The sequence below is a fragment of the Streptomyces sp. NPDC046831 genome, assembly GCF_040645305.1.
Lineage (GTDB): Bacteria > Actinomycetota > Actinomycetes > Streptomycetales > Streptomycetaceae > Streptomyces.
In genome coordinates this window covers 21,495-41,503 of record NZ_JBEYXZ010000027.1, presented here as the reverse complement: position 1 = coordinate 41,503, position 20,009 = coordinate 21,495, and the positions used below count along the sequence as shown (strand labels likewise).

18 protein-coding genes and 3 pseudogenes are annotated in these 20,009 nt (G+C 75.1%); 7 read left to right on the top strand and 14 right to left on the bottom strand.

Annotation, left to right across the window (positions count from 1 at the left end):
- Positions 1-197 precede the first annotated feature (197 nt).
- The 3 genes from ABZ920_RS22025 to ABZ920_RS22015 all read right to left on the bottom strand — a co-directional run bounded on the left by ABZ920_RS22025 (position 198) and on the right by ABZ920_RS22015 (position 2,161).
- Positions 198-953 carry a ferredoxin reductase gene (locus ABZ920_RS22025; protein ID WP_361507507.1) on the bottom strand — a complete coding sequence of 252 codons (756 nt, stop codon included), beginning with the start codon at positions 951-953 and terminating at the stop codon, positions 198-200.
- Positions 946-1,551, bottom strand: coding sequence for a sulfite oxidase-like oxidoreductase (locus ABZ920_RS22020; RefSeq protein ID WP_361507504.1), 606 nt, complete (start codon positions 1,549-1,551; stop codon positions 946-948). Before ABZ920_RS22020 ends, ABZ920_RS22025 begins: the two co-directional genes overlap by 8 nt.
- A gap of 208 nt (positions 1,552-1,759) precedes the next feature.
- On the bottom strand, positions 1,760-2,161 hold the full coding sequence (locus ABZ920_RS22015) for a MarR family winged helix-turn-helix transcriptional regulator (protein WP_361507664.1): 402 nt from the start codon (positions 2,159-2,161) through the stop codon (positions 1,760-1,762).
- A gap of 175 nt (positions 2,162-2,336) precedes the next feature.
- Here ABZ920_RS22015 and ABZ920_RS22010 point away from each other — a divergent pair.
- A pseudogene (locus ABZ920_RS22010) lies at positions 2,337-2,641 on the top strand (hypothetical protein); the annotation flags it as partial.
- Positions 2,642-2,916: 275 nt separating this feature from the next.
- A complete protein-coding gene (locus ABZ920_RS22005; protein WP_361507501.1) occupies positions 2,917-3,738 on the top strand; it encodes a putative protein N(5)-glutamine methyltransferase in 822 nt (273 codons plus the stop codon).
- A 131-nt stretch (positions 3,739-3,869) separates the two neighbouring features.
- Here the strand turns inward: ABZ920_RS22005 and ABZ920_RS22000 are convergent, their stop codons facing one another.
- Positions 3,870-5,951: a SpoIIE family protein phosphatase gene (locus ABZ920_RS22000; RefSeq protein ID WP_361507498.1), complete on the bottom strand. Its 2,082-nt coding sequence runs from the start codon at positions 5,949-5,951 to the stop codon at positions 3,870-3,872.
- A 328-nt stretch (positions 5,952-6,279) separates the two neighbouring features.
- Here ABZ920_RS22000 and ABZ920_RS21995 point away from each other — a divergent pair, with 328 nt between their 5' ends.
- The 3 genes and pseudogenes from ABZ920_RS21995 to ABZ920_RS21985 form a co-directional block, all read left to right on the top strand.
- Positions 6,280-6,648, top strand: a complete 369-nt coding sequence (locus tag ABZ920_RS21995) for a hypothetical protein (RefSeq protein WP_361507495.1) — start codon at positions 6,280-6,282, stop codon at positions 6,646-6,648.
- A 170-nt stretch (positions 6,649-6,818) separates the two neighbouring features.
- Positions 6,819-8,834: an NADPH-dependent 2,4-dienoyl-CoA reductase gene (locus tag ABZ920_RS21990; protein ID WP_361507492.1), complete on the top strand. Its 2,016-nt coding sequence runs from the start codon at positions 6,819-6,821 to the stop codon at positions 8,832-8,834.
- 40 nt (positions 8,835-8,874) lie between these two features.
- A pseudogene (locus ABZ920_RS21985) lies at positions 8,875-9,417 on the top strand (helix-turn-helix transcriptional regulator); the annotation flags it as partial.
- Positions 9,418-9,892: 475 nt separating this feature from the next.
- Here ABZ920_RS21985 and ABZ920_RS21980 read toward each other — a convergent pair.
- The 10 genes and pseudogenes from ABZ920_RS21980 to ABZ920_RS21935 all read right to left on the bottom strand — a co-directional run bounded on the left by ABZ920_RS21980 (position 9,893) and on the right by ABZ920_RS21935 (position 17,403).
- Positions 9,893-10,426, bottom strand: coding sequence for a hypothetical protein (locus tag ABZ920_RS21980; protein ID WP_361507489.1), 534 nt, complete (start codon positions 10,424-10,426; stop codon positions 9,893-9,895).
- Between the two features lie 186 nt (positions 10,427-10,612).
- Positions 10,613-11,559 (bottom strand): annotated as a pseudogene (locus ABZ920_RS21975) (LysR family transcriptional regulator).
- Positions 11,560-12,139: 580 nt separating this feature from the next.
- A complete protein-coding gene (locus ABZ920_RS21970; protein WP_361507486.1) occupies positions 12,140-12,559 on the bottom strand; it encodes a PTS fructose transporter subunit IIA in 420 nt (139 codons plus the stop codon).
- Positions 12,552-13,160, bottom strand: a complete 609-nt coding sequence (gene dhaL / locus ABZ920_RS21965) for a dihydroxyacetone kinase subunit DhaL (protein WP_361507483.1) — start codon at positions 13,158-13,160, stop codon at positions 12,552-12,554. Before dhaL ends, ABZ920_RS21970 begins: the two co-directional genes overlap by 8 nt.
- A gap of 63 nt (positions 13,161-13,223) precedes the next feature.
- On the bottom strand, positions 13,224-14,216 hold the full coding sequence (gene dhaK / locus ABZ920_RS21960; RefSeq protein WP_361507661.1) for a dihydroxyacetone kinase subunit DhaK: 993 nt from the start codon (positions 14,214-14,216) through the stop codon (positions 13,224-13,226).
- A gap of 216 nt (positions 14,217-14,432) precedes the next feature.
- Positions 14,433-14,888, bottom strand: coding sequence for an ATP-binding protein (locus tag ABZ920_RS21955; RefSeq protein ID WP_361507480.1), 456 nt, complete (start codon positions 14,886-14,888; stop codon positions 14,433-14,435).
- Positions 14,889-14,902: 14 nt separating this feature from the next.
- Complete coding sequence (locus ABZ920_RS21950; RefSeq protein ID WP_361507477.1) at positions 14,903-15,394, bottom strand: DUF1360 domain-containing protein; 492 nt, start codon at positions 15,392-15,394, stop codon at positions 14,903-14,905.
- A gap of 130 nt (positions 15,395-15,524) precedes the next feature.
- Positions 15,525-16,310 (bottom strand): ribonuclease BN, encoded by a 786-nt coding sequence (locus ABZ920_RS21945; protein WP_361507474.1) that lies wholly within the window; start codon positions 16,308-16,310, stop codon positions 15,525-15,527.
- Positions 16,311-16,589: 279 nt separating this feature from the next.
- Complete coding sequence (locus ABZ920_RS21940; RefSeq protein WP_361507471.1) at positions 16,590-16,961, bottom strand: DUF6479 family protein; 372 nt, start codon at positions 16,959-16,961, stop codon at positions 16,590-16,592.
- A 37-nt stretch (positions 16,962-16,998) separates the two neighbouring features.
- Positions 16,999-17,403 (bottom strand): ChaB family protein, encoded by a 405-nt coding sequence (locus tag ABZ920_RS21935; protein ID WP_361507468.1) that lies wholly within the window; start codon positions 17,401-17,403, stop codon positions 16,999-17,001.
- A gap of 122 nt (positions 17,404-17,525) precedes the next feature.
- Here ABZ920_RS21935 and ABZ920_RS21930 point away from each other — a divergent pair, with 122 nt between their 5' ends.
- The gene (locus tag ABZ920_RS21930; RefSeq protein ID WP_361507465.1) at positions 17,526-17,900 is read left to right on the top strand and encodes a ferredoxin; all 375 of its coding nucleotides are present in this window, start codon (positions 17,526-17,528) and stop codon (positions 17,898-17,900) included.
- A 333-nt stretch (positions 17,901-18,233) separates the two neighbouring features.
- A complete protein-coding gene (locus tag ABZ920_RS21925; protein WP_361507462.1) occupies positions 18,234-19,796 on the top strand; it encodes an NAD(P)/FAD-dependent oxidoreductase in 1,563 nt (520 codons plus the stop codon).
- Positions 19,797-20,009 lie beyond the last annotated feature (213 nt).

Sequence of the window (20,009 nt, the reverse complement as noted above, 5' to 3'; positions counted from 1 at the left end):
TGGCCAGGTCCCGCCGGCGGCCGGCGCGCGACGACCGTCGTCCGCCGGCCGCCCGTGCTGTGGGGCGGCGCCGGACGACCGACGCGGCGACCCCGCGGAACCCGCCTCCTCGCGCGCCGAGGCGGCCCGGGGTCCGTCGCCCGGCGCGGTGCGCGCCGGTGGCGGCCGGCGGGCCCGCGTCCGGCCCCGGGCGCGCGTCAGCCGAAGCGTTCGATCCGGATGCGGTCCACGGGCTGGCCCGCCCCGACCAGCAGCCGCGAGGCGTGTTCGGCGAACGCGTTGGAGCCGCAGACGTACGCCTCCCAGCCGCCCGTGGGCCGCTGCGCCATCAGCGGCGCCAGATGCGCCGCCGACAGACGTCCCACGGGCGTGCCCGGCGGCGCCTCGCGGGTGAACACGGGTGTGGTCTCCGCGCCCAGCTCCCCGGCGTAGACGAGATCCCGCGGGCCGCGTGCGGACACCACCATCCGCAGCGGCACGGACAGCCGCCGCGCGCGGTGGTGCCGCACCATCGACATCAGCGGGACGATTCCCGAGCCCGCGCCGACCAGCAGCGCGGGCCGGTCGCCGGGCCAGGCGAAGAAGCCGCTCAGCGGCCCCCGCAGCTCCACCTGGTCGCCGGGCCGGGCCACGGTGTGGAACCAGCCGGAGACCTCGCCGTCCGCGACGTGGTCGAGGGTCAGCTCGATGTGCCCCGAGTCGTCGGGGGCCGAGGCGATCGAGTAGTGCCGCTGCGCCACGTAGCCGTCCGGCGCGGTCAGCCGCAGCATCAGGTGCTGGCCGGGCAGGTGACCCGCCCAGGCGGGCACCGCGAAGCGGAAGGTGGCGACGCGCGGGGTCTCCCGCCGGACGGCGGTGAGCGTGGCGGTCTGCCAGGTGGTGGCGGCCTGCGCGGTCACGGCGATGCGCCCGGGCACCGCGAACCGCGCGGGGGGTGTGAAGGTCTCAGTCACCGGAGTACCGCTGCTCCTGCCAGGGGTTGCCGCGGGCGTGGTAGCCGTTGCGCTCCCAGAAGCCCGGCTCGTCGTGGTCGAGGATCCGCAGGCCCGCGATCCACTTGGCGCTCTTCCAGAAGTACAGGTGCGGCACCAGCAGCCGGGCCGGTCCGCCGTGCTCGGCGGGCAGCGGCCGGCCGTCGTACCCGAAGGCGAGCCAGGCGCGCCCGCCGGTCAGGTCCGCCAGCGGGAGGTTGGCGGTGTACCCGGTCTGGGAGTACGCGACGGCGTGCGAGGCGGAGGGGTCCGGCCGGACCGCGTCCAGGAACGCGTCCAGCGACACGCCCTCGAACCGCACCCCGAACTTCGACCAGCTCGTCACGCAGTGGATGTCGCCCTCGTAGGCCGACGCCGGCAGCGCGTGGGCCTGTTCCCAGTCCCAGGTGCGCGGCTCGGCCACCAGGCCGTCGATGCGGAAGGTCCAGTCCGCGGGCGCGATGTCGGGGGTGACCTCCGCGGACAGCACGGGCCAGTCGTCGCCCGCGTCGTACTGCCCGGGCGGCAGCCCGGGGTTGTGGACGCGCGGGCGTCCGGTGAAGCCTCGGGTGACGTTCATACGGGTGGTGCCTCCGGGCCGCCGTGCGCGACGGCCCGCCGTTTCGGGGGCATGCTTGCGTACGCATTCAACCGTACGCGCTCGTGCGGGCCGACCCGGGCCCCGCCGGCACGCCGACGCGCGCTCGCGCGGGCCCGGGACGGGCCCCGCGGCCGGCGCTCGTGCGACCCATGGCGTGCCCCCGCGGCCGGCCGGCGGCGGACGCCGGTCAGGCCTCGCGCGGCGGCTGCACGGGCCAGGCGTTGTAGCGCGTGAGGTAGGCCGCGAACCGCTCCAGGTCCTCCTCGGGCCAGCCCGCGAGCCGTTCCCGGAACGCCGCCCGGCGGCTCTCGGTGACCTGGCCGAGGATGCGCCGCCCGGTGTCCGTGAGATGGAGCACCGAGACGCGGTGGTCCTCCGGGTCCTGGCGCCGCTCGATGAGGGCGGCGCGCTCCAGGGCGGCCACCTGGCGGCTGACCGTGGACTTGTCCAGCGCGTAGTGCGCGGCCAGGTCGGTGGCGCGGCAGCCGCCGCGCTCCTCCAGATGCCCGAGCAGCGTGTACGAGACCAGGGACAGCTCGGGGTGCATACGGCCCGCCGAGGCCCTGGCCCGACGGGCGAAGACCGTCATCTCCCGCTGAATGGTCTCCACGGCCGTCTCTCCGGCGGTCCCGTCACCGGTGACGGGATGTTCCTCCGCCTTGTCCGGCCCGGCGGCTGCTGTCATGAAAACCTCCCCGACCGTCCCGGTTGCATAGTACAACTGAAGTCGGGTTGTCATTGCCGACCACAGGAGGACGTGAGCGATGAGGTGGCCTGCGCTGCGCCATGTGCTCACCCGCCTGATCACCCCGCTGCTGATGTACCTGGGCATGGGGCTCGCGTACATGGGCGCGTTCGTGACCCCGGAACCGCACCACCTGCCCGTCGCCGTCGTCGGACACGGCCCGCGGGCCGCGGTGTTCGCGCAGAAGGTCAAGGACGCGGCCGGTGACCAGCTCGACGTGCGCACGGCGCCACCCGGTCCGAGGCCGTCGGCCTGCTGAAGTCCCTGAACATCACGGGCGCCTACGTGCCGAGCGCCGGGGCGCCGGAGCCCGTGGTCGCCACGCGGCCGCCGGCACCCGTTCCGCCTCCGCGCGGGACGGCGGACGGGACCCGTCCTGCGGAAGCCGAGGAAGCCGAGGAGGAAGCCGAAGAGGCCGTCGGTGTCTGAGCGTTGGGGTAAGGTGACCTGCGGTCGGTACGGTCCGGCCGCAGGAAGCCGAGGAGGTGGGACCCATCACCGCTGTGTCAGCCCGGGTGCCCTCACCTCGCCACGGCGCGGATCACCGCCGGTAGGTGACCGCGGGGAGCGCCCTTCGCCCCCGAAAGGTCCCGGCGTCCATGCCTGAGCATCCTTCCTCTCCTTCCGCCGTCTCCGCCACGTCCTTCCCGCCCGCCGCACGGGCCGCCGTCGTCACCGCGCTGCGCGCGGCGGGCTGCGTGTTCGCCGAGGAGGAGGCCGGGCTGATCCTCGCGGCCGCCCGCACACCGGACGAACTCACCGCCCTGGTGCAGCGGCGCGCGCGGGGACTGCCGCTGGAACAGGTCCTCGGCTGGGCCGCGTTCGACGGTCTGCGCATCACCGTGGAACCCGGGGTCTTCGTGCCCCGGCGGCGTACCGAGTTCCTGGTCGGGCAGGCCGTCACCCACGCCCCGGACGCCTCTCTCGTCGTGGACCTGTGCTGCGGCTCGGGCGCGGTGGGCGCCGCGCTGGCCGCCCGGCTCGGCCCGGTCGAACTGCACGCCGCCGACATCCATCCGGCCGCGGTGCGCTGCGCCCGGCGCAACATCGTGCCCCTCGGGGGCCGGGTCCACGCGGGCGACCTGTTCGAGGCCCTTCCCACCGGACTGCGCGGACGCGTCGACGTCCTCGCGGCCAACGTCCCCTACGTCCCCACGGGCGAGGTCGCCCTCCTCCCGCCCGAGGCCCGCGACCACGAACCACCGGTCGCGCTCGACGGCGGCGCCGACGGCCTCGACGTCCTGCGCCGGGTCACCGCCGGCGCCCCCGCCTGGCTGGCCCCCGGCGGCTGCCTCCTCGTCGAGACCGGCGAGCACCAGGTACCGGCGGCCGTGGAGGCGTTCACCCGGGCCGGCCTGACCCCGCGCCTGGCCGTCTCGGAGGAGCTGTACGCGCACGTGATCATCGGCACCCGGTCCTAGGACGCGTGGACGACCCGGCCGTCGCGTGCGGCGCCCGGTACCCGGCCCACCGCACCGCCCGCGACGGGTCCCCGGTACGCCGGGGGCCCGCCCGGACCGGACTCGACCCGGGACGGTCGGAACGGAACCCCCTAGACCGGCTGCGCGCGGGCGATCAGCAGGGCCACGTCGTCGTGGTTGTCCGGCTCGTGCAGGGTGCGCAGCAGGAAGTCGCAGAGCTCCTCCAGCGGGCGCGTCGCGGGGCTGGGCGTGAGCAGGCTCAGCAGCTTCCGCAGCCGCTCGTCCAGGTGGTGCCGGCGCGTCTCGACGAGTCCGTCGGTGTAGAGCACGAGGTGCTCGCCGGGTTCCAGGTCCACCACGGTGGTGGAGAAGGGGACGCCTCCCACGCCCAGCGGCGCCCCGGTGGGCAGGTCGAGCAGCTCCGGGGGGCGGCCGGCGCGCACCCGTACCGGCGGCAGGTGCCCCGCGTTCGCGATCCGGCACTGCCGCCGGCGCGGGTCGTGGACCACGTACAGACAGGTGGCGATCGCCTCGGTTTGGCCGTCGGTGATGCGGTCGAGGTGCTCCAGCAGGCGGGCCGGGTCGAGGTCCAGCGAGGCGAGCGTGTTGGTGGCCGTGCGCAGCCGGCCCATCGTGGCGGCGGCGGTGATGCCGCTGCCCATGACGTCGCCCACGACGAGCGCCGTCTTGTCGTCCGCCAGCGGGATCACGTCGAACCAGTCACCGCCCACCTCGCTGGTGGCGCCGGCGGGCTGGTAGCGGGAGGCGACCTCCAGTCCCCCCGTCACCGACGGGTGGCTCGGCAGCAGGCTGCGCTGGAGGGTGAGGGCGGTGTCGCGGGCGTTCTGGTACCAGCGGGCGTTGTCGATCTGCACGGCCGCGCGGGCGGCCAGCTCCCGGGCCAGCAGCACGTCGTCCTCGCTGAAGGGCAGCGGGTTGCGCGTGCGCTTGAGGTCCAGGGCGCCCAGCACCTCGCCGCGCGCGATCAGCGGCACCGCCAGGTAGGAGTGCACCCCGGCGCGGGCCAGCAGCTCGGCGCCCCCGGCCGAACGGGCGATGCGGGGCAGGTCCTCGTCCTTGACGTGCTCCACGAGGACCGGGCATCCGGTGCGCATGCACTGCGTGACCAGACGGTCCGGCGCGTACCGGGCGATCCCGCCGGGCGGGTCGGCCGCCTCAAGGGCCTCCGGGGCGTGGTCCGCCCGCACGGCCAGGGCGCGGATCAGCGCGGGCTCGGCGGGCCGGAGGGTGCTGGGGCGGCCGCCGACCACCGCGTCGAGCAGGTCGACGGCCACGACGTCGGCGAGTTCCGGCACGGCCACGTCCGCGAGCTCCCGGGCGGTGCGGTCCAGATCCAGGGTGGTGCCGATCCGGGCGGAGGCGTCGGCGATGAGCGCCAGCCGCCGCCGCGCGGCCTCCGCCTCGATGCCCGCCCGGTACTGCTCGGTGATGTCGACGACCGACACGGCCACGCCGAGCACGTTCCCGGCGACGTCCTCCAGCCGGTACAGCGAGAACGACCAGACGCGGTCCTCGTCCGGGTGCGCGGGCGTCCGGCCGACGGCGGACACGTCGATGAGTGGCTCCCCGGTCTCGAGGACCCGGCGCGCCCTGGTCTCCAGCGCGTCGGTGTCCCAGTGCGGCAGCACCTCGCGGACCGTGCGGCCGACGTGCTCCGCGGCGGGGACGCCGTCGATCCGTTCCAGGGCCGCGTTGACCGAGACGTACCGCAGCCGGGTGTCCAGGACGGCCAGCCCGATCGGGGACTGCGAGACGATCCGCGCCGACAGCGCCACGTCCCGCTCCAGCTGCCGCACGGTCGACTGGTCGGCGGCCAGCCCCAGCGCGTACACCTCGCCCCGGTCGTCCTCGAGCCGCATGGTGCGGAACTCCACCAGGCGGGTGCTTCCGTCCTTGTGCCGTACGGGGAAGGCGCCCGCCCAGCCGTGGCCGGTCTGCAGGACCTCCTTCCACAGCGCCATGACCAGGTCCAGGTGGCGTTCGTGCACCATCAGGCGCGCCGCGTACTGTCCGAGGGCCTCCCGCGCGCTGAAGCCGAAGAGCTCGTCGGCCTGCGGGCTCCACAGCACGATCCGCCCCTGGGCGTCGAGGACCACCGAGGCCATGCGCAGCACGTCGAGCAGTCCGCTCGGCCGTACCGGCCCGCTCCCGGGCTCGTCGCCCTCCGCCGAGGGAGCCCCGGCTGCCGTCATCCCACGCACCGCCTTCGCCCGTCCGCAAGGCCGCGGCCCTTGTACCGACACACCCTGTTGTACCGCGCCCGCACGACATCATCGACGGTCCGCCGCCTTCCTCCACCATCCCTCAACACGGCCGCGGCCGTCCCGCCGAGCCGGCCGGAAGGTCTGCCGCGGGCCCGGCCGGGCCGCTGGTGGCGCGCGTGACGGGGTGCGCGGCCGCAGGTGGTGCCCGCCCGCAGGTGGTGCCCGCCCGGCGGGAGAGTGCTTTGCTGAGTGTGGAGCGCGCCGTCGGTGGCGGCACCCGCGGTACCGCGGCGCGGCCACGGAAGGAGCGATCACGATGGACAGTGAGCGACCGCACCGGGAGTCCGTCTCGGTGGAGCTGAGCGGATGCAGCAAGGAGGACGCCCGGGTCGTGTTCGACGCCCTGTGCTCCTGCTTCACCTCCGACCGGTGCGCGGAGGACGTGCCCCGCGAGTGCCACGAGGTGCGCCCGACCGTCTGGCTCGGCACCTTCGACGTCGCCGAGGAGCACGGGGAGTGCGGCCCCACCCGGCTCGGGGCGTCCGTCACGGCCGACCTGCAGGGCGGCTACTGGGCGCTCGACCGGTTCCGCCTGACCCTGGACAGCCTCTTCACGGTGCGCGACCTGAGCGCGGCCTCCGGCGACCAGGAGAGCGAACTGCACCTGCGGCTGGAAAGCCACTGAGGTGACGCGGCCCGCGATCTCCCGCGGGCCGCGCCCCGTCGTCCGGCTCCTCGGGGCCCGTGCCCTCCCGCGGCGTGCCGTGGCGACCTCCACTCCATTGTGCAACTAGTTGCACAAAGCCGGTGGCGTCCTCTACAACTACGGGGACGACACCGCGCACGGAGGGGCCGATGAGCCGTTACCCGCACCTGCTGAGCCCGCTCGACCTGGGCTTCACCACGCTGCCGAACCGCGTCCTCATGGGCTCCATGCACGTGGGCCTGGAGGAGGCCGAGGGCGGCTTCGAGCGGATGGCGGAGTTCTACGCCGCCCGGGCCCGCGGGGGAGTGGGGCTCATCGTCACCGGGGGCATCGCGCCCAACGACGAGGGCCGGCCCTACCCCGGCGGTGCGAAGCTCACCACCGAGGAGGAGGCCGCACCGCACGCCGCGGTCACCGCCGCCGTCCACCGCGAGGGCGGCCGGATCGCCCTGCAGATCCTCCACTTCGGCCGGTACGCCTACCACCCCGACCTGGTCGCCCCCAGCCCGCTCCAGGCGCCCATCAGCCCCTACCCGCCCCGCGAGCTCACCGACGAGGACGTCGAGCGCACCATCGGCGACTACGTCCGCACCGCCCGCCTCGCGCGGCAGGCGGGCTACGACGGCGTCGAGATCATGGGCTCCGAGGGCTACCTCGTCAACGAGTTCGTCGCCGCGCCGACCAACCACCGCACCGACCGCTGGGGCGGCTCGTACGAGAACCGCATGCGCTTCCCGGTGGAGATCGTCCGCCGGGTGCGCGAGGCGGTCGGCGAGGACTTCATCGTCATCTACCGGCTGTCCATGCTGGACCTGGTACCGGGCGGCTCGTCGCTGGAGGAGGTGATCACGCTCGCCCGGGCCGTCGAGGCCGCGGGAGCCACCCTCATCAACACCGGCATCGGCTGGCACGAGGCCCGCATCCCCACCATCGCGACCTCCGTGCCGCGCGGCGCCTACACCTGGGTCACCAGGAAGCTCATGGGCGCGGTCTCCGTGCCGCTGGTGACGACCAACCGCATCAACACACCCGAACTGGCCGAGCAGTTGCTCGCCGACGGCTGCGCGGACATGGTGTCGATGGCCCGCCCGATGCTCGCCGACCCCGACTTCGTCGCCAAGGCCGCCGCCGGCCGGCCCGAGGCCATCAACACCTGCATCGGCTGCAACCAGGCCTGCCTGGACCACACCTTCAGCGGCCGGCTCACCTCCTGCCTCGTCAACCCGCGCGCCTGCCACGAGACCGAGCTCGTGCTGTCCCCGACCCGGCGCCGCAAGCGCGTCGCCGTCGTCGGTGCGGGCCCCGCCGGCCTCGCCTGCGCCGTCGGCGCGGCCGAACGCGGCCACGACGTCACCCTGTTCGACGCCGCGAGCGAGATCGGCGGCCAGCTCAACGTCGCCCGCAAGGTGCCCGGCAAGCAGGAGTTCGACGAGACCCTGCGCTACTTCCGCCACCAGCTCGGCGAACACGGCGTCGACGTACGGCTGAACACCCACGTGACCGCGGACGCCCTCGGCGGCTTCGAGGAGGTCGTCGTCGCCACCGGCGTGACCCCGCGCACCCCCGACATCCCCGGCGTCGACCACCCCCGCGTCCTCGGCTACCTCGACGTGCTGCGCGACGGCGCCCCCGTCGGCGACCGGGTGGCGATCCTCGGCGCCGGCGGCATCGGTTTCGACGTCGCCGAGTACCTCACCGACGGCGGCGAGAAGGCCCACGAGGACCCGGCGACGTACTTCCGGCAGTGGGGCGTCGACATGGACTACCGCACGCCCGGCGGACTCGCCGCCCCCGAGCGGCCCGCCCCGCCGCGCACCGTGCACCTGCTGCAGCGCAGGACCACCAAGGTCGGCGCGGGCCTCGGCAAGACCACCGGCTGGATCCACCGCACCGAGCTCAAGCACCGCGGCGTCACCATGGTGCCGGGCGTGCGCTACGACCGGATCGACGACGCGGGCCTGCACATCACCGTCGACGGCGTCGGCACCGTCCTGGAGGTCGACACCGTCGTGCTGTGCACCGGGCAGGAACCGCGCCGCGACCTGTTCGACGACCTGGTCGCGGCCGGACGCAGCGCGCACCTCATCGGCGGCGCGGACGTGGCCGCCGAACTGGACGCCAAGCGCGCCATCAAGCAGGGCACGGAGCTGGCCGCCGCCCTGTAGCCCCTCCGCCATCCGGACGGCACCTCCCTAGGATGACGCCATGTCCCTCCCGCACGCGATCCTCACCGCCCTGCTCGAGAAGCCGTCGTCGGGGCTGGAGCTGACGCGCCGCTTCGACAGGTCGATCGGCTACTTCTGGTCGGCGACGCATCAGCAGATCTACCGTGAGCTGGGGAGACTGGAGGCCGAGGGGCTGATCCGCACCCTGCCGGCCGAGCAGCCGGCCCGGGGGCAGAAGAAGAGCTACGAGGTCCTGCCCGCGGGCCGCCGCGAACTGGCCCGCTGGACGGCCGCCTCCCAGGACCCGAAGCCCCACCGGGACGTGCTGCTGCTGCGGCTGCGCGCCGCCGCGGTGGTCGGCACCGCCGGTCTCCGGAGCGACCTCGGGCGCCACCTGGAGCTGCACGAGCGGCAGTTGGCGGAGTACCGCGCCATCGAGGAGCGGGACTTCCCGCCCGGCAGGGACAGCGCCCAGGACCGGCTGCGGCACCTGGTGCTGCGGGCCGGCATCGACCTGGAGACCTTCTGGACCCGGTGGCTCGCGCACGCACTGGAGGAGTTCGCCGAACTTCCCGACGGGGACGGGGCGGGCGGGACGACCGAGGACACGGACGCGGACGCGGGCGCGCGCGAGGAGGCGGGCCCGGACCCGGCGGCCGGGACAACGGCGCACACCGGCGGCCGACGACCGGGGTGACCGGGGCGCGGGGACGGCTTGCGGTCCGGACGGTCGGGCCGGCGTTCGGCGGGGCGTCGCTGCTAGGGGGTGCCGGTCCTGGCGAGGGGCCTTTCCGGTCGGGCCGGTCGAAGCTCAGCGGGGCGTCGCCGGACGGCGCGTGCCGGTCCGACCGGAGGCCCTTTCGGTGGGGCGCATCGGCGCTCGGCGGGGCGTCGCTGCAAGGGGGCGTGCCCGACCGTTCGAGGCACCGGCGCGGGCGGGTGCGTCGTCGGCCCGGGGCGGGTCGCCGGCCGGTGCCGGTACGTCGGTCCGGTCCGGAGCGCGGTCCGGACCAGTCCGGGGGCCGGCCCGGACCGGCGGGAGTCCGGAGCGGCGGCGGTCAGAGCCGGTACGGCCGCGAGCGCCGGCGCAGTACCCAGCCGGCGGCGATCATCGCCGCGCCCACCAGCGCCCCGCCCGCCGCGAACGCGACGGTCCCGTATCCCTTCGTGCCGCCGCCCAGGGCGCCCATCACCCCGAGCGACGGGGAGGAAGTGGCCGAGGCCGTGGGGGGCGAGGGCGCCGGGACGACCACGGACTGGGTGCCGGCCGTGAAGTTGTCGGAGCACAGCACGACGACCGTGTACATGCCCGGGGACACGCTCCGCCAGGTGGCGGCCTGACCGGCCGGCGTCCGCTCCAGGGGCACCTGGCGTCCCTGGCCGAAGTTCACCTGCCCGCTGCTGAGCAGCGACGCGGTGCCCCAGCTGCCGTCGACCAGGGTGCAGGTGCTGGTGACGACCGAGACCGTGGAGCCCTGGGCGCTCACCGAGATGCCCGGCCACGTGGCGGCCGGTCCGGCGGCGAGGCCGGCCGTGAGCGCGGCGGCCGCCGCCACCGGAACCGGGCGGAGCAGTGGCTGGGAAGCGCGCATGGACAGTCCTCCGGGCGCACGGTCGGCGGTCCGTCCCGTGCACCGCCGGAGATAGGGAGACGCCCGTGCTGCCTCAGGGGCAGCCAACGTCCCGACGCCGCCTCGCGCACGCCGAGCGCGGCCAGCCGGGTGACGGGACGTCCGGCGGTGCGCGCAGGCGCCCCGCCGCCCGGACGAGGCCGGCCCTCACCAGGCGCGCGCCGCCGCGAGCAGCCGCTCCCGGACCAGCAGCACGTGCGGGTTGTCGGACGCCCCGGGGCGCTGTGTGAGGTAGGCGGTGTTGATCGGCGGATCCGCGGGCGACAGCAGTGGCACCAGGGCGCCGGAGTCCAGCTCGTCCAGGCACAGATAGCGGGGGAGCACGGTGATCCCGGCGCCGGCGGTCACCGCGGCCAGCACGCCCCTCAGATCCGGCACGGTGATCGCGGGCTGCCCGGTCAGCCGGGTGCCGAAGACGTGCCGCCAGTAGCGCCGGGCGATCGGCAGGTCCTCGGCATAGGTGACCAGCGGGGCCCCGGACAGCGCGGCGGGCCCCTCGGCGGCGACGCGGCCCGGGTCGATGCGCCGGGCCCAGGCGGGCGCGGCGACGAGCACGAACTCCTCGTCCATCAGGGGCACCCAGTTCAGCGTGCGCCCCTGGGGCCGTGACGTCGCGATCACCAGATCGTGGCGTCCGGCGCGCTGCGCCCGCAGCAGGTCGTCGGTCAGTCCGGTGCTGGTCCGCAGGCGCACGCCCTGTTCGACGAGAGGGGCCAGCGCGGGCAGGACCCGGGTGCACAGCACCTCGGCCGGCCCGGCCAGGTGCACCGGATCCGGAGCCCGCTCGGCAGCCGGGCCCCCGCGGTCGGCGACGGCCGCGAGCGCGTCCAGCGGGGCCGCGACCCGCGCGGCCAGCTGGTCCGCGACCGCAGTGGGTTCCACTCCGCGCGACCGCCGCTCGAACAGCTCCCGGCCCAGCTGCCCCTCCAGAGCCCTGATCTGCGCCGTCACGTCGGCTGGGACAGCCCCAGCAGTCGCGCACCGGCGGTGAACGAACCCGCGCGGTGCACGGCGAGGAACGTGCGCAGGAGGGAGAGATCGAGCGGAGCCGGGGGGACGGGCGCGCCACGGCCATCGGATTTCCTATGGGCCATGTCGGCCATCGTAAGGATTCCCGATGACCCTTCGGTGCCAGTGCCAGTGCCAGTGCCAGTGCCAGTGCCAGTGCCGGTGCCGGTGCCGGTGCCGGCACCCGCGCCCGTGCAGCGCCGTGCGGCGGCGGCGCTGGTGATGCCCCGGACGGGCCAGGCCGCGGCTCCCCGCCACCGCCGCCCGGAGTGTGGCCGCCCCCACACCCGGGGGGCGGACCTGGTGACCTGCCGGATCCGTTACGTATGCTGAACCACCCCGAGCCGAACCTCCCCGGAGCGACAGGGGAGTTGCAGCTGCCGCGCGGACCGCTGTCGTCGCTGATGCCGCGCCGGCGCGGGCGGCCGGGGGCCGAAGCCCGGTGGGGCCCGGCCCCCGGCTCCCTGCGAGCCACCATCCGCCGGCGCCGGGGCAGGCGTGACCCACCTGTGGACGCGTGGACCCGCCTCCCGCCCGGGATCCGCCTCCCGCCCGGCGACGGGCCGGACCGCCCCCGGCGGCAGGCGCGGGGCGCTTACGCCCTCGCGGCGGCGCCGGACACCGTCTCCGGGCAGGGGCCCCGCCTCGGACACGCGACCCGAGGCCTCAGACCTTCCGGTAGGAGTACGCGTCCGCGGCCGCCGCCTCCACCGCGTCGATACCGGCTCCCGTCGACGCCGTCACCACCGCGGCGACCGCGCCCTCGACGAACGGCGCGTCCACCAGGCGGGTGTTGTCCGGCAGCTCGTCGCCCTCGGCGAGAAGTGCCTTGACGGTGAGCACGGCGCTGCCGAGGTCGGTCAGCACCGCCACGCCGGCGCCCCGGTCCACGGACGCGGCCGCGGCGGAGACCAGTTCGGCACTGGTGCCCAGCCCGCCGCCCTCGGTGCCGCCCGCCGGTGCCACGGGCACCGCCGCCGCACCGCTCGCCAGTCCCTTCGCCAGCTCGGCCACCGACGTGGCCACCTGCGCGCTGTGCGACACCAGCACGATGCCGACCAGCCTCTGGTCCTTGTCGTCATTCACCGTCGGCCTCCGCGGCTTCGGACAGTCCTGCGATCAGCAGCGCGGACGAGGTCGCGCCCGGGTCCTGGTGCCCGACGCTGCGTTCGCCGAGGTAACTCGCGCGGCCCTTGCGGGCCAGCATCGGGATCGTGGCCTCGGCGCCCCCCTCGGCGGCGGTCCGCGCGGCGGCGAAGCCCTCGCCGAGCGCGTCCACGGCCGGCACCAACGCGTCGATCATGGTCTTGTCGCCCGGCTTGGCCCCGCCCAGCGTCATCACACCGTCCACGCCCGCCCGGAGCGCCTCGGCGAGCTGTTCCCCGCTCACCTCGGCGGCGTCGCCGAGCGCCTTGCCCGCGCGGCGCAGCAGGGTGCCGTACAGCGGACCGGAGGCGCCGCCGACCGTCGATATCAGCCGACGCCCGGCGAGTACGAGGACCGCGCCGGGCGTGTCCGGCTCCTCCTTCTCCAGCGCCGCCCGGACGGCGGTGAAACCGCGCTGCAGATTGGTGCCGTGGTCGGCGTCGCCGATGGGCGAGTCGAGGGCGGTCAGCCGTTCCGCCTCGCGGTCCACGGACGCGGCGGTCGCCGTCATCCAACGGCGGAAGAATCGGGCGTCGAGCACGGGAACTCCTTGCGTCGTAGGTACGTCGAGCGCGTCCGGGGACGGGCCGTCCCCGCCGCCGTGTCACACGCCCCAGCGCAGGCCCGGCGTGTTCACGGGGGCGTCCCACAGCCTCAGCAGCTCCTCGTCGACCTGGCACAGCGTGACCGAGGCGCCTGCCATGTCGAGGGAGGTGACGTAGTTGCCGACCAGTGCGCGGGCTACCGGCACACCTCGCGCCGCGAGCACCCGGTGCACCTCGGCGGCGAAGCCGTACAGCTCCAGCAGCGGGGTCGCGCCCATGCCGTTGACCAGCAGCAGCACGGGGTTGCGCGGGTTCATGTCCTCCAGGATCGCGTGTACCGAGAAGTCCGCGATCTCACCGGAGGTCATCATCGCGCGGCGCTCCCGGCCCGGTTCGCCGTGGATACCGACCCCCAGCTCCAGCTCGCCGGACGGCAGGTCGAAGGTCGGGCTGCCCTTGGCCGGGGTGGTGCAGGCGCTCAGCGCGACGCCGAAGCTGCGGGAGTTCTCGTTGACCTGCCGGCCTATCGCCTCCACCCGCTCCAGCGGCTGCCCCTCGTCGGCGGCGGCACCGGCGATCTTCTCCACGAACAACGTCGCCCCGGTGCCGCGACGGCCGGCCGTGTACAGGCTGTCGGTCACCGCCACGTCATCGTTGACCAGCACTTTCGCCACCTGGATGCCCTCGTCCTCGGCGAGTTCGGCCGCCATGTCGAAGTTGAGCACGTCACCGGTGTAGTTCTTGACGACGAACAGCACGCCCGCGCCGCTGTCCACGGCCGCCGCGGCCCGCACCATCTGGTCGGGCACCGGAGAGGTGAACACCTCGCCCGGACAGGCCGCGGACAGCATCCCCGGGCCCACGAACCCCCCGTGCAGCGGCTCGTGCCCCGAGCCGCCGCCGGAGACGAGGGCGACCTTCCCCGCCACGGGGGCGTCCCGCCGTACGATCACCCGGTTCTCCACGTCGACGATCAGCTCGGGATGGGTGGCCGCCATGCCGCGCAGCGCGTCCGTGACCACGGTTTCCGCGACGTTGATGAGCATCTTCACGGCTGCCTCCTGATGAGCCCGGCGGGCGGTGTCGGTCTGGCGCTTGTCGATGAGGTCGGGTGCGGTCCGGACGCGGGGCGCGGGGCCGTCGCACGCCAGGCCGACGGAGCAGCGCGCCACGGGCGGCTCAGTGGGTGCGTCCGCCCGCTCTCCGCAGTATCGGCCTTGCGGCGGCGCTGGTCACCTGTACGACCGCACCCGGAGGCATGGACGTGCTCAGGCCCGTCTGACCTCGAACCCCCCGCGGCCGTCGAACCGCACCTCGAACACCGCGTCGAAACCGTCGCCGGTACCGGGCCGGCGCAGCCGCTTGAGCGTCGCGTGGATGCCGACGTCCGGCACACGGGCCCGGCCCGGGCGCGCGGCGTTGCGGCGCAGCGAGCTCTGCGGGTCGGGCGGGAACCAGTACGCGAGGACGGCGGCGCCGTGGGCGCGCCCCGCGTCGATCAGCGGGCACCACTCGTCGGGGGAGGGGTTGGTGTTGTCGACCGCCACCGACCGGCCCGCGGCCAGGGCCTGCCCGACCAGCCGCATCTGACGGGCCTGCTTGTGACGCGCGCTCCGGGGGAAGAGGTCCTTGCTCACCAGGTCGAAGCGGCCCGCGAGCCGCTGGTGGTAGAAGGTGCTCTTGCCCGACGCCTGCAGTCCGACCAGCACGGCCAGCTCGGTCACCGTGCGCACCGCGCTCAGCCCTCGGCCTTCTCCTCCGTCCAGCTCCAGCCGTACTGCAGCCAGTCCGCCACCGTGACGGCCCCCAGTCCCGTGCACACCAGCCGGGTCGCCCGCGGCCAGCAGGCGTACCCGCCCACGAGGGCGCCGGCCACCCACACGGACACGCAGAACGGGCAGGACACCAGGTCGCCGACCGCGCGCCGCACCCCGGTCCCGCGGGGCTCGTCCGTCACCTCGCCGGCCGGCAGCTCCTCCGCGCGGCGGGTGAAGGGGGCCCGCAGGAAACTGGTGACCTTGTCCTTGGCCAGCAGCCGGGACGCCTTGAACGTCGCCGCGCCCAGCAGCGCCAGGTCCGAGGGCGGGATCCGGTCGGGCAGCCGCACGCCCCGGCGCCGCGCCAGGAGCCCGCAGAGGGCCGCGCTCGTGGCGAAGGCCGCCGCGAGGAGGGCGTACCCACCGACGGGCGTCTCGCCCCCGGCGTCGTAGTGCTGCTCACCGTCCGCCACGGAATCCTCCCTCGCCGACGCGGACCCGCTCGGCCCGCGGCCCGCCGCGGGCCGAGTGCCCCGCCGCGCCCCCGGCACACGCGCAGGGGTGTCGGCGCGCCCGGAGCGGCGCATCCGTCCGGGTGACGGATCAGCCGGGCCGGCGACGGAGCCGTTCCCAGACCAGCTGCCCGACGAGGGCGCCGCCGTGGACGACGAATCCCACGCCGACCAGCCACGACTCGACCACCAGGACGGTGCCGACGGCTCCGTAGCTGACGGCGTTGGTGACGATGAGCGGGGTGAAGACCAGCGACGAGAAGGCCCGCAGGCCCACCAGGCCGGCCATGGTGGCGAGGGCGCCGGGCAGCACCTGCCGCCAGCGGACCTGGTTGCCGAGCAGGAAGTGCTGGCTCCACCAGAAGAACAGCACGCCGAGCACCACGCTCAGGGCCATCCGGTACGTGCCGCCGAACAGGGTGCGTGTCTGCACCTGCCCGTACAGGTACACCATCAGCGCGACCAGCCAGACGGCCTGCCGCCAGATCCGGTGCCACGGCCCGGCGGGCAGCCGCCACACCCGCTCGTAGCCGTTCTGCACGCTCGCGCCGAACGACACGCCGAACAGGGCCAGCAGCAGACCGCCCCACACGCTGGTGGTGCCGACCACCTCGCGCGGCGGACTGAAGACGTCCGACAGCACCGCGGCGGACCGCCCGGACAGCTCCATGCCGTCCACCAGCCACAGCGCGAACCCGCCCTGCCGCAGGGGGTCCGCCGCCGCCACCACGATCAGCAGCGGGGCCAGCGTGACCAGCGCGAGCGTGGCGAAGCCCAGAGCCCGGTGCATCAGCTCCAGTTCCCGGCCGCGCCGGTGGAGTTCGGAGGCGAACGAGCGCAGCGCCGACCGCCGGCCCGCCGCTCCCCGGTCGTTCACCGCGCCCGCCGGCCGGACCGCGGCAGGGGGCCGGGAGGGCGCGACCTCAGGCGGTGCATGGCGACGGGCCTCCTCCCGGACTCCGGGTGACCGGCGCACGGCCGCGCCGTCCCATCATCGTCCACGGGCCCGGCGGGGCGCACCCGGGCATCCGCCCGAGCCCGGGCATGCCGAAGGGGCCCGGACTCTAGTCCCGGACCCCTTTTCGTCACGTGCGCTCACCCCTCGGCCGGCCCGGCTGCGCGTTGCGTTCCTCCGCGCGGCAGCCGGGAGGCTCCGTCAGCCGCGCCCGCCCGCTCCGCCGCTGCCGAACGAGCCGCTGCTGCCTCCGTCCCAGCGGGGACGCTCCTGCGTCGGGCTCGTCCGGGACGCGACGTTGCCGTGGCTCTTCATCCGGTGCGGGTCCAGACGCTCACGGCTCCTGGGCACCTCGTCCGGCTCGCGGTTCTCCAGAACCTCGTGGACCGGGCCGCCCTCCGGCAGCCTCGGCTGCTCCTCCGGGCGCGGCGGTCCGGGTTCGCGGCGCCTGATCCGGACGCCCATCCGGAAGGCTCCGATCAGCAGTGCCACCACGACCAGACCCGCGACGAGCGGGCCGATGCCGACCATGAAGTCCCGGGCGACGGCGAGGTTCAGTGTCGAGGTACTCATGGCGGGCGGGTACCCCCGGCCCGCCGCCGCGAACCGGTCAGTCCGACCTGGCCCGCCGGGTCTGCTTGCGGTTCGCCCTGCGGACGGCGTCCAGCAGGTCCCCCTTCGACATCCGTGACCGCCCGTCGATGCCGAGGCGCCTGGCGATGTCGTACAGGTGCTGCTTGGAGGCGTTCTCGTCGACGCCCTCGCCGCTGCGCCCGCCCTGCTGCCGGGGCCGGGCCGACCGCGGGTCCGAGGGCCCCTTCCGGCCGCCCTCCTTGCGCTCCCAGTGGTCGCCGACCTTCTCGTACTTGTGCTTCAGCGCGCCGTACGCCACCCGGTGCGCGCGTTCGCCCTCGCCGTACTCCTCCACCGCCGAGTCGTGCGCCTTGATCCAGGTGCGCTGCGCCTCCTCGGGCGAGCGTTCCAGCGTCGACGGCAGCTCCTGTCGTCCGGGCACGATCCACCTCCACGTCGTCCTGCCCCGCGGGCCGGACGAGTGCCCTCGGGGCAGTGGCGAAAACGGCCGGAACCCTTGGGAACACTGGGTTTGGCGGGTTCGGGACCGGCAACCCGCGCCCTGTGACTACCTCGACATCGCAGCAGGAACTCATCCGGTTCCTGGAGGACCGTTTCGCATGTGCGCAGGCGTGCACGGACTGTGCCAGGGCGTGCGCGCTGCGCGCGAGCCTGGTCGATCCGGGCGGCACCGAGGACCAGGAACTCATACGCCGCAAGGGCATCATGTGCGCGGAGGTGTGCGACGCGACCTGCCGCATGCTCTCCGAGCAGAACAGCCAGGACGAGGCCGGCCTCCGCGTCCAGCTGGAGTGGTGCCGCACCGTCTGCCTGGAGAGTGCGCACGTCTTCGACCCGCACCCGGAGGCCGAGAAGACCGCGGCCGCCTGCCGGGCCGCCGCCCGCGCCTGCTCGGAGTTCATGGCGACGCTGAAGTGACCGGGGAGCGCTGACCGGTTGCGGCGGCATGGTGTGCCGTGGAGCGGCCCGGGGACGGCGCGCCCCGGTGCGCCCGGCGGCCGCGGCAGGGCGCACCGCCGCGCCGGGACGACGACCCCGGCCCCGCGCCGGCGGCGGTCACCCGCCGACCACGGCGTCCTGCCGCGCCGCTCTTCCGCACGTGTGCGCCGCGGGCGGCCGACCCCCGCCGACCCCTGGCTACACCCGCCCGGCCCGGGCGGGCGGCATGCGCGGGCAGCTCCGCCGCCCGGCGTCCCGCACCCGCCGCCGCGCACTCTGGCCGACCTAGATCATCACGTGCTACCAAGAACCATGAGCGCATTCGAGGGGCACGGCACGTACGACGCCGTCATCGTCGGCGGAGGGCACAACGGGCTGGTCGCGGCCGCGTACCTGGCCCGGGCGGGACGGTCGGTGCTCGTCCTGGAACGGCTGGACCACACCGGCGGCGCCGCCGTCTCCACCCGCCCGTTCCCGGGTGTCGACGCCCGGCTCTCCCGCTACTCCTACCTGGTCAGCCTGCTGCCACGGAAGATCCTGCGGGACTTGGGCCTCGACGTCCGCCTCCAGCCGCGCACGGTCTCCTCGTACACCCCCGTCGAGCGCGGCGGGCGGGCCACCGGACTGCTCGTGGGCGGCGGCGAGCAGCGGACCCGCGAGGCCTTCGCCCGGCTGACCGGCTCCGACCGCGAGTACGAGGCCTGGCAGCGCTTCTACGACCTGACCGGACGCGTCGCACAGCGTGTCTTCCCCACTCTCACCGAGCCGCTGCCCACCCGTGACGAGCTGCGCCGCCGCGTCGACGACGAGGACGCCTGGCGCGCCCTGTTCGAGGAGCCCGTCGGCGTCGCCATCGAGGAGCACTTCACCGACGACCTGGTCCGCGGCGTGGTCCTCACGGATGCGCTCATCGGCACCTTCGCCGACGCCCACGACCCGTCCCTGGCGCAGAACCGATGCTTCCTCTACCACGTGATCGGCGGGGGCACCGGCGCCTGGGACGTGCCGGTCGGCGGCATGGGCGCCCTGACCGACGCGCTCGCCGACGCCGCGCGCGCCGCCGGCGCGGTCGTCGCGACCGGCCACGAGGTGCTGCGGGTGCAGAGCGACGGCCGTGAGGCCGAGGTCACCTACCGCACGCGCGACCGTGAGGGCACGGTCGCCGCGCGGCACGTCCTGGTGAACGCCTCGCCGCAGGCGCTGGCCGCCCTGACCGGCGACGAGCCGCCCGAACCCGCCGAGGGCGCCCAGCTGAAGGTGAACATGCTGCTGGAGCGGCTGCCGCGGCTGCGCGACACCTCCGTCGACCCGCGCGAGGCGTTCGCCGGCACCTTCCACATCGCCGAGGGCTACGAGCAGCTGGCCACCGCGCACGCCCAGGCCGCGGCCGGCGAGCTGCCGGCGGCGCCGCCCTCGGAGATCTACTGCCACTCCCTGACCGACCCCACGATCCTCGGCGACGGCCTGGCCGAGCGGGGCTGGCACACGCTCACGCTGTTCGGGCTGCACACGCCGGCCCGGCTCTTCGCCGAGGACAACGACGCCGTCCGCGAGGAGCTGCTGACCGCGACGCTGGAGCAGCTCGACGCGCACCTCGACGAGCCGCTCACCGAGTGCCTGGCGACCGATGCGGACGGGCGGCCGTGCATCGAGGCGAGGACGCCGCTGGACCTGGAACGGGACCTGCGGCTGCCCGGCGGGAACATCTTCCACCGGGCCCTGAGCTGGCCCTACGCCCAGGAGGGCACCGGCCGCTGGGGCGTGGAGACCCGGCACGCCAACGTGCTGCTGTGCGGTGCCGGCGCGGTGCGCGGTGGAGGGGTCAGCGGGGTCCCGGGGCACAACGCGGCAATGGCGGTGCTGGAGCGGGCCTGAAGAACCGGCCGGGTCCGCTCGCGTCGGCCGGGTTCGCCCATGCCGGGCGGAGCGTCCAGGTCGGCCGGGTCCGCTCGCGTCGGCCGGGTTCGCCCATGCCGGGCGGAGCGTCCAGGTCGGCCGGGTCCGCTCGCGTCGGCCGGGTTCGCCCATGCCGGGCGGAGCGTCCAGGTCGGCCGGGTCCGCTCGCGTCGGCCGGGTTCGCCCATGCCG